Consider the following 12,608-nt stretch of genomic DNA (forward strand, 5'->3'; position numbering starts at 1 on the left):
GATGACCGCTCATCACATGAAATCGACGGTGTGTCGGAATTGAATGGGTCAGCGTGCTTGCTACGGCTAGAGTGCTTCCATGTTCAATGTGGAGGCAATATGCTGAGTTTTCTGGTGTGGGTGCTGTTGTTGATGGTGTGCTGGCCAATCGCGTTGCTGGCGCTCCTGTTGTATCCTTTGGTGTGGCTGTTGCTGTTGCCGCTCAGGTTGCTGGGGATTGGCGTCGATGCCGTATTTAGTTTGCTCAAGGCCATTGTCATGCTACCGGCGCGGGTGCTTGGCCATAACCCGGCTCGCTGATGGGCTAGCCTGAGTGTTGGGCAATTAACAGACGGTACGGCCCCGATCTTCTACTGTGAAGATGCTCGCTTTCATCCGAAAGCAATCATTGAATAGAGGAAATTAATATGCGCCTGGATATCTACCGCAGAGCCGAACATGACGGCAAATTCTCTTACCTGGCAGTGCCGGAAGCTAAGAATATTCCCGAGGAAGCCACCAACACCGACTGGGAAATCGAAGCCCGCGCCTACGAGGTCGAAGACAACGCCGACCAGATCGCGGATTTCGACATCGAACACCTGAGCGACCAGATCGCCGAAAAAGGGTATGCGATGACGTCGGTGGTGCACTAGGATTATCTCGGCGGGCCGCCCGGCCCGCCATTGCCGGCAAGCCAGTATTCCGATGCTCGCCGGCTCGCCGGGGTCTCCCCCAGAGAACCCGGCCCGCCTGCAACGGCCCAATAGCCGTTGTGGTATTCTGCGTCCTCGATTAAGCAAGCCAGCCACGCGTTGGGCTAGGACGGAGGATGGTATGAAGTGGGTTGTCGTTGGTTTTTATATTTTGTCGATCCTGCACATCCATTTCCGCGGACGCGTTCGTCTACCGTTCCGTCGCCAGATCTTCGATCACTCGTCGTTCATGGCGCCGATCAATATCTTCATGCACAAATTCTCGCGCGTGCCGAACACGCCGTTCACGCCGCTCAGCGAGTTTCCCGAATTGGCGCGCCTGCAAGAGAACTGGCCGATCATCCGCGCCGAAGCCGAAAGCATGCTTGCGCTCAAGAAGATCAAGGCTGCCGAGCAGAACGATGATGCCGGTTTTAATTCCTTCTTCAAGAACGGCTGGAAGCGCTTTTACCTGAAGTGGTATGACGCCAGCCACCCGTCTGCCGAACGCCTGTGCCCGCAAACCTATGCGCTGCTGCAATCGATCCCGTCGGTCAAGGCCGCGATGTTCGCCGAGCTGCCACCAGGCGGCAAATTGAACCCACACCGTGATCCGTTCGCCGGCTCGATGCGTTATCACCTCGGCCTGGCCACGCCGAACGATGACCGCTGCTTCATCGAAGTCGACGGTGAGCGCCACAGCTGGCGCGACGGCGAAGGCGTCGTCTTCGACGAAACCTATATTCATTGGGCAATCAACGGCAGCGAAAGCGACCGCATCATCCTGTTCTGCGACGTCGAGCGCCCGATGCGCTATCGCTGGATGCAGAGCGTCAATCGCTGGCTCGGCCGCAACCTGATGACCGCCGCCGCATCGCCCAACGAAACGGGCGACCAGGTCGGCCTGGTCAGCAAGCTGTTCCGCATCTCGTTCCACATGGGCCAGTACCGCCGCCGCCTCAAGGCATGGAACAGGACGGTCTACAACATTACGCGCATTGCGCTGGTCGTTGCGCTGGCCGCCTTCATCTACTGGATCTGATGCGACATTGACGAGCGCGCGCGGTCGTTCAGGCTGACGCCAGCCGGCGCCAGTGCGTGGATAACACACCAGGCCATTGTAGCGAAACGGGCAAGTTTGCCGATCTCGCTACAATGGCCTTTCTGTTCCCACTCATCGGAGAAGTCCATGGCAAAAGTACTGGTTCTGTATTACTCGACATATGGCCACATCGAAACGATGGCCAACGCAGTCGCCGAAGGCGCGCGCGGCGCCGGCGCAACGGTCGACGTGAAGCGCGTCCCTGAAACCGTTCCCGAAGACGTTGCCAAGAATGGCCACTTCAAGCTGCAGCAGGCGGCCCCCGTCGCCAAGCCGGACGAGCTGGCCGACTACGACGCCATCATCATCGGCGCGCCCACGCGCTACGGCCGCATGCCGAGCCAGATGGCGGCCTTCCTCGACCAGACCGGCGGCCTGTGGGCGCGCGGCGCACTGAACGGCAAAGTGGGCGGCGCCTTCACCTCGACCGCCACCCAGCACGGCGGCCAGGAAGCCACGCTGTTCTCGATCATCACGAATCTGCTGCACTTCGGCATGACCATCGTCGGCCTGCCGTACAGCTACCAGGAACAGATGACGCTGGACGAAGTCGCCGGCGGGAGCCCGTATGGCGCGACCACCATTGCCGGCGGCCAGGGCCAGCGCCAGCCAAGCGAGATCGACCTGGGCGGCGCGCGCCACCAGGGCAAGCTGATCGCCGAGACCGCCAACAAGCTGTTCGGCTAAGCCGGGAGAAAATCCACCATGACCGATCTCTCCGCATTTGCCATCACCCAAAAATGGCCGGCGCAGCACCCGGACCGGCTGCAGCTGTACTCGCTGCCGACGCCAAATGGCGTCAAGATCCCGATCATGCTGGAAGAGATCGGCCTGCCGTACGAAGTTCACAAGGTCGACTTCGCCAAGGACGACCAGCACTCGCCGGCCTTCCTGTCGCTCAATCCGAACAACAAGATTCCCGCGATCATTGACCCGGACGGTCCGGGCGGTGAGCCGTTGCCGCTGTTCGAGTCCGGCGCCATCCTGATCTATCTGGCGGACAAGACCGGCAAGCTCTTGCCGCAAGATCCGATTGCGCGCTATCAGGCGATTCAATGGCTGATGTTCCAGATCGGCAGCGTTGGGCCAATGTTCGGCCAGCTCGGCTTCTTCCACAAGTTCGCCGGCAAGGATTACGAGGACAAGCGCCCGCGCGACCGCTACGCCGACGAATCACGGCGCCTGCTGGGCGTCATCGATGAGCAACTGGCGCAGCACGCGTGGATTGCGGGCGACGAATTCACGATCGCCGATATCGCGGTATTCCCGTGGATCAATGGCCTACTCAATTTCTACAAAGCAGGCGACCTGGTCGGGAGTGCGGATTTTCATCACGTAATAAGCGCGCTGGAAACCTTCCTGGCACGACCGTCCGTGCAAAAAGGCCTCAAGATTCCGGCGTAAGACCCATCAATACGGGCTGGCCGTCGGCCGCACGATCAGCTCGCTGACATCCACGTCCGCCGGCTGGTCGATCGCGAACCCGATCGCCCGCGCAATGGCGTCCGGCTTGATCGCCACCTTGCGGAAATCGCGCATCGCCTCGCGCGCGCCGGCGTCCGAGATCGACTCGGCCAGCTCCGACTCCACCACGCCGGGCGAGACCAGCGTGACGCGGATATCGCCGCCAACTTCCTGTCGCAAGCCATCGGTGATGGCGGCCACCGCAAACTTGGTCGCGCAATACACGGCCGCCGTCGGGCTGACTGCATACGCGCCGATCGACGCGATGTTGATGATCTGACCGCTACGCCGCGACTGCATCCCCGGCAACACGGCGGCAATTCCATGCAGCACCCCGCGAATGTTCACGTCGATCATGCGGTTCCACTCGTCGATCTTGCGCTCTTCGAGCTTTGACAGCGGCATCACGCCCGCATTATTGATCAGCACGTCGACCTGGCCATGGCAGTCGAGCGCGAGCTCGACAAAGGCCTGCATGCTGTCCATGCTGGTGACGTCGAGCTGGGCGACGTCGGCCGTCCCACCGGCGGCGCGAATCTCGCCCGCCAGTGTCACCAGTCGCTCGGTGCGGCGTGCCCCGAGAATGACCCGGTGCCCCTGCGCGGAGAGAAAACGGGCGGTGGCTTCGCCGATGCCGCTACTGGCGCCGGTGATGAGGACGACTTTCGATGCGTGTTCCATGATAGGACTCCTGGTGTGTTGAACAAGTGGAGCCAGTATGGACACGCAGCGGCGCGCCGCCCATGCCGAAACCTCGCCATCGATTGCACGATCCTCCGGAAATGCAAAACGGCGCCCGCAGGCGCCGTTTGAGGGACAACGACAGATCAGGCGCGCGGCCGCTGGCGATGGAACGTCAACGGCGTGTGCGACACCGCCGACGGTGGCGGCTGCTTCAGGATGTTCGAGCGCATCGCGCCGACCACGTGCATTTCACACGGCTTGCAGTCAAAGCGCAGCGTGTAGCGGTCCTCGCCACTGACCAGCGTCATCGGTTCGGCCTTCACCTGGCCCTGTACGCCTTGCACGCCCTTGGCTTGCTTCGGGCACAGGTTGAACGAGAAGCGCAGGCAGTGCTTGGTGATCATCAAGGACACTTCGCCAGCTTCCTCGTGCGCCTCGTAGGCCGCGTCGATCAGTTGCACGCCGTGCTTCTGGTAAAACGCGCGCGCCTTGTCGTTATACACATTGGCCAGATAGCTCAGTTGCAAGTCCGGATACACGGCCGGTGGTACGCTCGCCGCCTTGCGCTCGGGCCGCTGCCAGGCCGCCAGTCGCGCCGCTTCGTGCGCCGCAATCGCGTCGCGCCGCAGCGCATTGATCGCCGCGCTCGGCACGAACCATGGCTGACTCAGCTTGAGCTCGACATGGCCGGCCTCGAACATCGTGTTGCCGAGTTTGGCGACGCTGGATCGCAGCGCGGCATCGGCCTGCGCTGCCTGCTGGGCCGGCTGCAGTGCAATGGCCGCCGCCGCACCCGAGGCGATGCCGTCTTCATCGATGATATCCAGGCGCAGCCCGTCAGCCTGTTCGCTCAGGATCAGTTCAAGCGCCACTTTGCGCTCGGCCGACTTCTTATTCAGCGTCGCTTCCCAGCCGTGGTCGCGGTTGCGGTGGATGACCGTACCGACCTTCAGGCCAGCCAGGGTCTGCATCGGTTCGTTCGGATACACGCGCCAGCGCTGGCCATCGGCCTCGTCGCCGAGCTTGTCGGCTTTATTCGCCTGGATGCCCACCGTGTCGCGCTTGTACATATAGTTCAGGCCATCGCCATTGGCCATCGGCGCACCCGTGACGACATCGAAGCTGTCGCCGTTCAGGCGCGCGACGATGCCCAGTTCGACGCCAACGTATTTCGGCGAATCGAAGGCGCCGATATCGGTCAGGCGACCCTGCGCGAAGTATTCGGTATGGCCGCGGTGGAAGTTCTTGTCGACGTCCGGGGTGAACATCACGCGGGTGCGGCCGCTCGAGGCGCGCACGAATTCCGGGCGCTGCTCCAGCAGTTCGTCGAGCAGCAGGCGGTAATGGGCCGTGATGTTTTTCACGTAACCCATGTCCTTGTAGCGGCCTTCGATCTTGAACGAGCGGATGCCGGCATCGACCAGCGCGCCCAGGTTGCGACTCTGGTCATTGTCCTTCATCGACAGCAGGTGCTTGTCGAACGCGACCACGCGGCCCTGGCCATCGCTCAGCGTATAGGGCAGGCGGCAGTTCTGCGAGCAGTCGCCGCGGTTGGCCGAGCGGCCGTTGTCGGCGTGCGAGATATAGCACTGGCCCGAATACGCCACGCACAGCGCGCCGTGCACGAAGTATTCGAGCGGCGTGTCGGTCACTTGATGGATCTTGCGGATTTGCTCGACCGTCAGTTCGCGCGCCAGCACCAGTTGCGAAAAGCCGACGTCAGCGAGGAATTTCGCCTTCTCGGCCCCCCGGATATCGCACTGGGTACTGGCATGCAGCTGGATCGGCGGCAGGTCGAGTTCGAGCAAGCCCATGTCCTGGATGATCAGCGCATCGACGCCGGCCTCGTACAGCTGCCAGATCTGCTTGCGCGCCAGCTCGAGTTCGCTGTCGTGCATGATCGTGTTCATGGTGACGAAAATGCGCGCCCGGTAGGCGTGCGCGAACTGCACCAACCCGGCGATGTCCTCGAGCGGGTTGCTGGCATTGTGCCGCGCACCGAACGCCGGCCCGCCGATGTACACGGCGTCGGCCCCGTGCAGGATCGCCTCGCGCCCGATCTCGGCGGTTTTGGCGGGCGACAGCAATTCAAGCTCGTGGGCTAGCAATGACATGGTGAATCCTTCGATGCGAAGTCCGGGATTATAGCCAGTCGGCGTGCCGCCGTCATGTGCGGCGCACGTCGCGCCGCCGATGCCGCCACACCGTGTGGTCACACTCGCAAGCAGGCGTCGCCCGGCGCGTTAGTTGCGGCCACCGTCAAGCCGTCGATGTTAGCGCAAACTGACGCTGCGCTGTGCTAACATCGAACCTCTTCCCCTGGCCCTGAAAACATTCCCAACATGAGTAAAGCGACGATCGACGCCATCCGAGAATCGATGGAGCACGGTAAACCCACCATGGTGGACGTCGCGAAACTGGCCGGCGTGTCGGCCATGACGGTGTCGCGCGTGATGAATGGCAAGACCCTGGTGCGCGAGAGCACCCGGCGCAAGGTGGCCGACGCCGTGGCTGCACTGAATTACACGCCGAACCAGGAAGCGCGCAACCTGGCCGGCTCCAAGCCGATCCGGGTAGGCTTTTTATACAGCAACCCGAGCGCGGCCTACCTCAGCGAATTTCTCGTCGGCCTGCTGAACCAGTCGGGCCTGAACAATGTCCAACTCTTCGTCGAGAAGTGCGAGGCGGGCAACCACGAAACCGAACACACCCAGCGCCTGATCGACAACGGCCTCGATGGCGTCATCCTGCCGCCGCCGCTGTGCGACAGCGAAGCGGTGCTCGGCTGCGTGGCGCGCGCCGGCATTCCGGCCGTGGTCGTCGCCTGTGGCTCGCCCGCCGCCGGGCTGGGTGCGGTGAGCATTGACGACTTCGACGCCGCCCACTACATGACGCGCCACCTGATCGCCCTGGGCCACCAGCGCATCGGCTTCATCGTCGGCCACCCGAACCAGAGCGCCAGCGCGCGCCGGCTCGCCGGCTACCAAGCGGCAATTGCAGAGATGAACGCCGACGCGTCCGACGAACTCGTGGTGCAGGGCATGTTCACCTACCGTTCGGGCCTGGACGCTGCCGAGCAGTTGCTGGCGCTGGCCGAACGGCCCACGGCCATTTTTGCCAGCAACGACGACATGGCCGCCGCCACGGTGGCCGTCGCGCACCGGCTGGCGCTGGACGTGCCGGGCGACCTCACCGTCACTGGCTTCGACGATACCGCGCTGGCCACCACCATCTGGCCCGAACTGACCACCGTGCGCCAGCCGATTGCCGAGATGGCGCGCGAAGCGGTGCAGGCGCTGGTGCGCCGGGTGCGGGCGATGCGCGAAGAAGAACCGGCCGAACCCGAGCAGACGCGCATGGACTTCGTGCTCGTGCGGCGCCAGTCCGACGCCGCGCCGCGCGTGCGCCCGCCGGCACGCTTGCCGGCAGCGGCGCGGGCGCTCTGAGGCCACCCTCGACATTACAGAGTCCATTCGGCAAGCCCGGCGCGCGTGCGCGTCGATAGCAGGGCGGTCTTGCAGCCTTCTCGCTGTCCATCGAGGTTTCCGAGCGCGGCGTTCGCGCAGGGCGCGTGCGAGGAATTGGCTGCCCACATCGTCACCTGATTCGCGACGTGATTCACATCCATCCCGGCCGCCGGCAAGCTTTCCAATAATTCGTTGACAACCGTCGGAACAGAAGTTTAGACTGCAATGGTTGCGCTAACAATCCTGTTAATGGATTGTTGTGAAGCGACATAAAAATAATGAGAAAGTTTCAGGAGACGACCATGCCAGACCCGCACACCCGGCTTCCCGCCGGCGTGGCCGCAGCGATGCTGCGCCGCGCGCCTTCCCGTCACGCCTCCTGAGTCCCGACTTGTCCCGGCCCGCGCGACGCCATCTGCCCACGTCCGCCGCGACCGCGATCCGTTACCACGAACGAGAGAGATCATGACCGCACATCCTGTCAATGCGCTACCCGACGATATCGCGTCGGCCCTGCTGGTCGGCCGCGTCTGGCGCCCGGCGCCGGTCGACGGTCCGGCCGTCGTCGCCGTGCGCGCCGGCCGCCTGATCGACATCACGCACCATGCGGCCACCGTTGCCGACCTGTTCGAGCGCGACGCCGCCGATATGCTGGCCATCGTCAAGAGCGCCGACGGCGACGACCTGGGCGCCGCCGCCAGCCTGCTGCAGGCTGCGATCGAGGGCGGCCTGGGCGAAGGCGGTCTTCAATTGCTTGCGCCCTGCGATCTGCAGGCGATCAAGGCCGCCGGCGTGACCTTTGCCGTCAGCCTGCTCGAGCGCGTCATCGAAGAACAGGCCAAGGGCGTGCCAGCCCGCGCCGCCGAACTGCGCACCGAGCTGCAGGCAACGATCGGCACCAACCTGGCCGAGATGGTGCCGGGCTCCGACGCCGCGATGCGCCTGAAAACCGAACTGACCGCGCGCGGCCTGTGGTCGCAGTACATGGAAGTGGGCATCGGCCCCGACGCCGAAGTGTTCACCAAGTCGCAGCCGATGTCGTCGGTCGGCCACGGCGCGGTGGTCGGCCTGCATCCAACCTCGCACTGGAACAACCCGGAACCCGAGATCGTGTTGGCCGTGAACAGCCGCGCCGAGATCGTCGGCGCCGCGCTCGGCAACGACGTGAACCTGCGCGACATCGAAGGGCGCAGCGCGCTGCTGCTCGGCAAAGCCAAGGACAATAACGGCTCGTGCGCGATCGGCCCGTTCGTGCGCGTGTTCGACGGCGACTTCACGCTCGACACGCTGCGTGGCTGCGAAGTGGGCATGCTGATCGAAGGCGCCGACGACGGCTTCACGCTGGCCGGTTCGAGCCGCATGCGCGAGATCAGTCGCGACCCGCTCGACCTGGTCGCCCAGACCTGCGGTGCACACCACCAGTACCCGGACGGCTTCATGCTGTTTTTGGGGACGATGTTCTCGCCAATCAAGGACCGCGATGCGGCCGGCGGCGGCTTTACGCACCACCCGGGCGACACGGTCACCATCTCGACGCCGGCGCTGGGCGCCCTGGTCAACACGGTCGGTCGCAGCGACGCCATCGCCCCATGGACCTTCGGCGTGCGCGCCCTGTACCAGAACCTGGCCCGCCGCAAGCTGCTGGCCGGCCTCCCATCATGACCCCGCCCGACAGCGCGCTCCACGATAACCACGAGCTTACGATGCACGATTCGACCCTTGATTCTACGCCTGCCAACCTGGTCTACGCGACCTATCCCGACCTGCGCAACAAGCGCGTCGTCATCACCGGTGGCGGCACCGGCATCGGCAGCGAACTGGTAACGGCGTTCGCCAGCCAGGGCGCCCAGGTCTGGTTCCTCGACATCGCCGAAGCCGCCTCACGCGCGCTGGCCGACTCGCTGGGCGGGTCCGCGCACAAGCCGCGCTTCATGCCGTGCGACCTGACCGACCTCGATGCGCTGGCCGCGACCTTCGCCGCCATCGAGCAGGATGCCGGTGGCATCGATATCCTGCTCAATAACGCGGCCAACGACGACCGCCACGGCATCGACGACGTGACGCCCGCCTACTATGAAAGCCGGATGGCGGTCAATCTGCGCCACACCTACTTCTGCACGCAGGCGGCCGTGGCCATGATGCGGCGCCAGGGCGGTGGCGTGATCCTGAACTTCGGTTCGATCTCGTGGTACCTGGCCTCGAACCAGCTGTCGCTGTACATGATGGCCAAGGCGGCCATCGAAGCGATGAGCCGCGGCCTGGCGCGTGACCTCGGCCCCGACAATATCCGCGTCAACACCGTGATCCCGGGCGCCGTGCGCACCCCGCGCCAGCAGGCGCTGTGGCACACGCCGGAAGAAGAAGCGCGCATCCTGGCGGGCCAGTGCCTGCCGCAGCGCGTCGAGATGCAGGACGTGGCGGCGCTGTCGCTGTTCCTGGCGTCCGACAACGCGCGCCGCTGCAGCGGCCGCGAATACTTCGTCGACGCCGGCTGGTACGGCGCATGACCGCCGTCGCGACACCCCCCGTGCACTGCCTGTGGGACGTGGCGGCAACGCTGGGCGAGGGCGCCTTGTGGGATGCAGTGCGGCGCCAGATCTGGTTCGTCGACATCAAGGGCCGCCGCATCCATCGCTGCAACGAAGATGGCGGTGCGCGCCAGAGCTGGGACGCGCCATCGCAGATCGGCTTTCTCGCGCCGGTGGCCGGCGGCGGCATGGTATGCGGCCTCGAAGATGGCCTGTACCGTTTTGCCGAGAACGACGGCGCCTTCATGTCGCTGGCGCGCATCGAGGCCGACCTGCCGGGCAACCGCTTCAACGACGGTCACGTCGATGCAGCAGGCCGGCTGTGGTTTGGCTCGATGGACAACGGCGAAGCCAACGCCACCGGCGCGCTGTACCGCTTCACTGGCGCGGGCACGCCCGCGCGCAGCATGGATACCGGCTACATCATCACCAACGGCCCGGCCGTCTGTCCGCATGGCGCCACGCTGTATCACACCGACACGCTGGCCCGCGAAATCTACGCGTTCGACCTGACCGCGTCGGGTGACATCGCCGGCAAGCGCCTGTTCATCCGGCACGAAGGCAGCGGCCATCCGGATGGCATGGCCGTCGATGCCGAAGGGTATCTGTGGGTTGCGGTCTTCGGCGGCTGGCGCATCGACCGCTACGACCAGCAAGGGCGCAAGGTCGGCGAAGTGCGCTTCCCGTGCGCGAACATCACCAAGCCGGCCTTTGGGGGCGACGACCTGCGCACCGTGTTCGCGACCACCGCACGCAAGGGCCTGTCGGACGCCGACCTGCTGGCGCAGCCGCTGGCCGGCGGCCTGTTTACGTTCCGCGCCGAGACGCCGGGACTGCCGCAACACGCGCTGCACCTGTAACGCGAACTGGAGAATCATCAGCATGACCAAGCAGCAATCCACCTTCCGCTTCCGGTCGCAAGACTGGTTCGACAATCCGGAGCGGATCGACATGACGGCGCTGTACCTCGAGCGCTTCATGAACTACGGGATCACGCCCGACGAACTGCGCTCGGGCAAACCGATCATCGGCATCGCCCAGAGCGGCAGCGACATCACGCCGTGCAACCGCATCCACCTGGAACTGGTGAAGCGCGTGCGCGACGGGATCCGCGACGCCGGCGGCATCCCGATGGAATTCCCGCTGCACCCGATTTTCGAGAACTGTCGCCGTCCGACCGCGGCGCTCGACCGCAACCTGGCCTATCTGGGCCTGGTCGAGATCCTGCACGGCTACCCGATCGATGCGGTGGTGCTCACCACCGGCTGCGACAAGACCACGCCGGCCCAGCTCATGGCCGTGTCCACCGTTGACATGCCGGCCATCGTGCTGTCGGGCGGCCCGATGCTCGACGGCTGGTTCGACGGTGAGCTGGTCGGTTCAGGCGCGGCGATCTGGAAGGCGCGCCGCCAGCTGGCCGCCGGCACGATCGACGAGCAGAAATTCATGAACATCGCCACCGCCTCGGCGCCGTCCGCCGGCCACTGCAACACAATGGGCACGGCGTCGACGATGAACGCCGTGGCCGAAGCGCTGGGCATGTCGCTCACCGGTTGCGCCGCGATTCCCGCGCCGTACCGCGAGCGCGGCCAGATGGCCTACGAGACGGGCCGGCGCATCGTCGGCCTGGCGATGGAAGACGTGCGGCCATCCAAGATCCTCACGCGCGACGCGTTCCTCGATGCGATCGTGGTCAACGCGGCCATCGGCGGCTCGAGCAATGCGCAGCCGCACATCATGGCCATGGCGCGCCATGCGGGCGTGGAGATCACGACCGAAGACTGGATGACCTACGGCTACGAAGTGCCGCTGCTGCTGAATATGCAGCCGGCCGGTAAATACCTGGGCGAGCGCTTCCATCGCGCGGGCGGCGTGCCGGCCGTGATGTGGGAGCTCGATCAGGCTGGCCTGCTGCGTTCGGACCGGCTGACAGTGACCGGCACCACCGTGGCGCAGAACGTCGTCATGCACCAGACGATGGACCGCGAGATGATCCGCCCGTTCGCCGATCCGCTCAAGGAAAATGCTGGCTTCCTGGTCTTGAAGGGCAATCTGTTCGACTTCGCGATCATGAAGACGAGCGTGATTTCACCAAGTTTCCGTGCGCGCTACCTGGCCACGCCGGGCGCCGAGAACTGCTTCGAGTGCAAGGTCGTCGTGTTCGACGGCTCGGACGACTATCACGCGCGCATCAACGATCCGGCCCTCGGCATCGACGAGCACACGATGCTGGTCATTCGCGGCGCGGGGCCGATTGGCTGGCCTGGTTCGGCCGAAGTGGTCAATATGCAGCCGCCCGACGCCCTGATCAAGCAGGGCATCAGCAACCTGCCGACGCTTGGCGACGGGCGCCAGTCGGGCACCTCGGACAGCCCGTCGATCCTGAATGCGTCGCCCGAAAGCGCGGCCGGCGGCAACCTGGCGCTGCTGCGCACGGGCGACGTGGTTCGCGTGGACCTGGTGCACGGGCGCTGCGACGTGCTGCTGCCGGATGCCGAACTCGAGGCACGCAAGCTCGATACACCACCGGCGATTCCGCCAAGCCAGACCCCGTGGCAAGAGATCTATCGCGCCACGGTCGGCCAGCTTCACACGGGCGCCTGCATGGAACTGGCCTTGCCGTATCGGGCCGTGGCCGGTGCGATGCCAAGGCATAACCATTAAGCCCTACTAAAAGTGGCGTAATGAT

Annotated in this window: 12 protein-coding genes; 10 read left to right on the forward strand and 2 right to left on the reverse strand. The window is 64.7% G+C overall.

The window, feature by feature from the left end; all coding sequences use genetic code 11:
• Positions 1-99 precede the first annotated feature (99 nt).
• The 5 genes from AB2N08_RS01120 (at position 100) to AB2N08_RS01140 (ending at position 3,180) form a co-directional block, all read left to right on the forward strand.
• Positions 100-300 (forward strand): hypothetical protein, encoded by a 201-nt coding sequence (locus AB2N08_RS01120; protein ID WP_367608785.1) that lies wholly within the window; start codon positions 100-102, stop codon positions 298-300.
• A 107-nt stretch (positions 301-407) separates the two neighbouring features.
• Complete coding sequence (locus AB2N08_RS01125) at positions 408-635, forward strand: DUF6139 family protein (RefSeq protein ID WP_367608786.1); 228 nt, start codon at positions 408-410, stop codon at positions 633-635.
• 181 nt (positions 636-816) lie between these two features.
• Positions 817-1,716: a lipid A hydroxylase LpxO gene (gene lpxO, locus AB2N08_RS01130; protein WP_367608787.1), complete on the forward strand. Its 900-nt coding sequence runs from the start codon at positions 817-819 to the stop codon at positions 1,714-1,716.
• A gap of 147 nt (positions 1,717-1,863) precedes the next feature.
• The gene (gene wrbA, locus AB2N08_RS01135) at positions 1,864-2,463 is read left to right on the forward strand and encodes an NAD(P)H:quinone oxidoreductase (RefSeq protein ID WP_367608788.1); all 600 of its coding nucleotides are present in this window, start codon (positions 1,864-1,866) and stop codon (positions 2,461-2,463) included.
• 18 nt (positions 2,464-2,481) lie between these two features.
• Positions 2,482-3,180 carry a glutathione binding-like protein gene (locus AB2N08_RS01140; RefSeq protein ID WP_367608789.1) on the forward strand — a complete coding sequence of 233 codons (699 nt, stop codon included), beginning with the start codon at positions 2,482-2,484 and terminating at the stop codon, positions 3,178-3,180.
• Between the two features lie 6 nt (positions 3,181-3,186).
• Here the strand turns inward: AB2N08_RS01140 and AB2N08_RS01145 are convergent, their stop codons facing one another.
• Together AB2N08_RS01145 and AB2N08_RS01150 are read right to left on the reverse strand one after the other, a co-directional pair.
• A complete protein-coding gene (locus AB2N08_RS01145; protein WP_367608790.1) occupies positions 3,187-3,921 on the reverse strand; it encodes an SDR family oxidoreductase in 735 nt (244 codons plus the stop codon).
• Positions 3,922-4,067: 146 nt separating this feature from the next.
• Complete coding sequence (locus tag AB2N08_RS01150) at positions 4,068-6,038, reverse strand: peptidase U32 family protein (RefSeq protein ID WP_367608791.1); 1,971 nt, start codon at positions 6,036-6,038, stop codon at positions 4,068-4,070.
• 228 nt (positions 6,039-6,266) lie between these two features.
• Here AB2N08_RS01150 and AB2N08_RS01155 point away from each other — a divergent pair, with 228 nt between their 5' ends.
• The 5 genes from AB2N08_RS01155 (at position 6,267) to AB2N08_RS01175 (ending at position 12,583) form a co-directional block, all read left to right on the forward strand.
• Complete coding sequence (locus AB2N08_RS01155; RefSeq protein WP_367608792.1) at positions 6,267-7,370, forward strand: LacI family DNA-binding transcriptional regulator; 1,104 nt, start codon at positions 6,267-6,269, stop codon at positions 7,368-7,370.
• Positions 7,371-7,856: 486 nt separating this feature from the next.
• Complete coding sequence (locus tag AB2N08_RS01160; RefSeq protein ID WP_367608793.1) at positions 7,857-9,053, forward strand: fumarylacetoacetate hydrolase family protein; 1,197 nt, start codon at positions 7,857-7,859, stop codon at positions 9,051-9,053.
• Between the two features lie 41 nt (positions 9,054-9,094).
• Positions 9,095-9,898, forward strand: a complete 804-nt coding sequence (locus AB2N08_RS01165) for an SDR family NAD(P)-dependent oxidoreductase (protein WP_367608794.1) — start codon at positions 9,095-9,097, stop codon at positions 9,896-9,898.
• Positions 9,895-10,779, forward strand: a complete 885-nt coding sequence (locus AB2N08_RS01170; protein WP_367608795.1) for an SMP-30/gluconolactonase/LRE family protein — start codon at positions 9,895-9,897, stop codon at positions 10,777-10,779. Before AB2N08_RS01165 ends, AB2N08_RS01170 begins: the two co-directional genes overlap by 4 nt.
• A gap of 22 nt (positions 10,780-10,801) precedes the next feature.
• Complete coding sequence (locus AB2N08_RS01175; protein WP_367608796.1) at positions 10,802-12,583, forward strand: IlvD/Edd family dehydratase; 1,782 nt, start codon at positions 10,802-10,804, stop codon at positions 12,581-12,583.
• Positions 12,584-12,608 lie beyond the last annotated feature (25 nt).

This window comes from Massilia aurea, assembly GCF_040790145.1.
Lineage (GTDB): Bacteria > Pseudomonadota > Gammaproteobacteria > Burkholderiales > Burkholderiaceae_D > Telluria > Telluria aurea_C.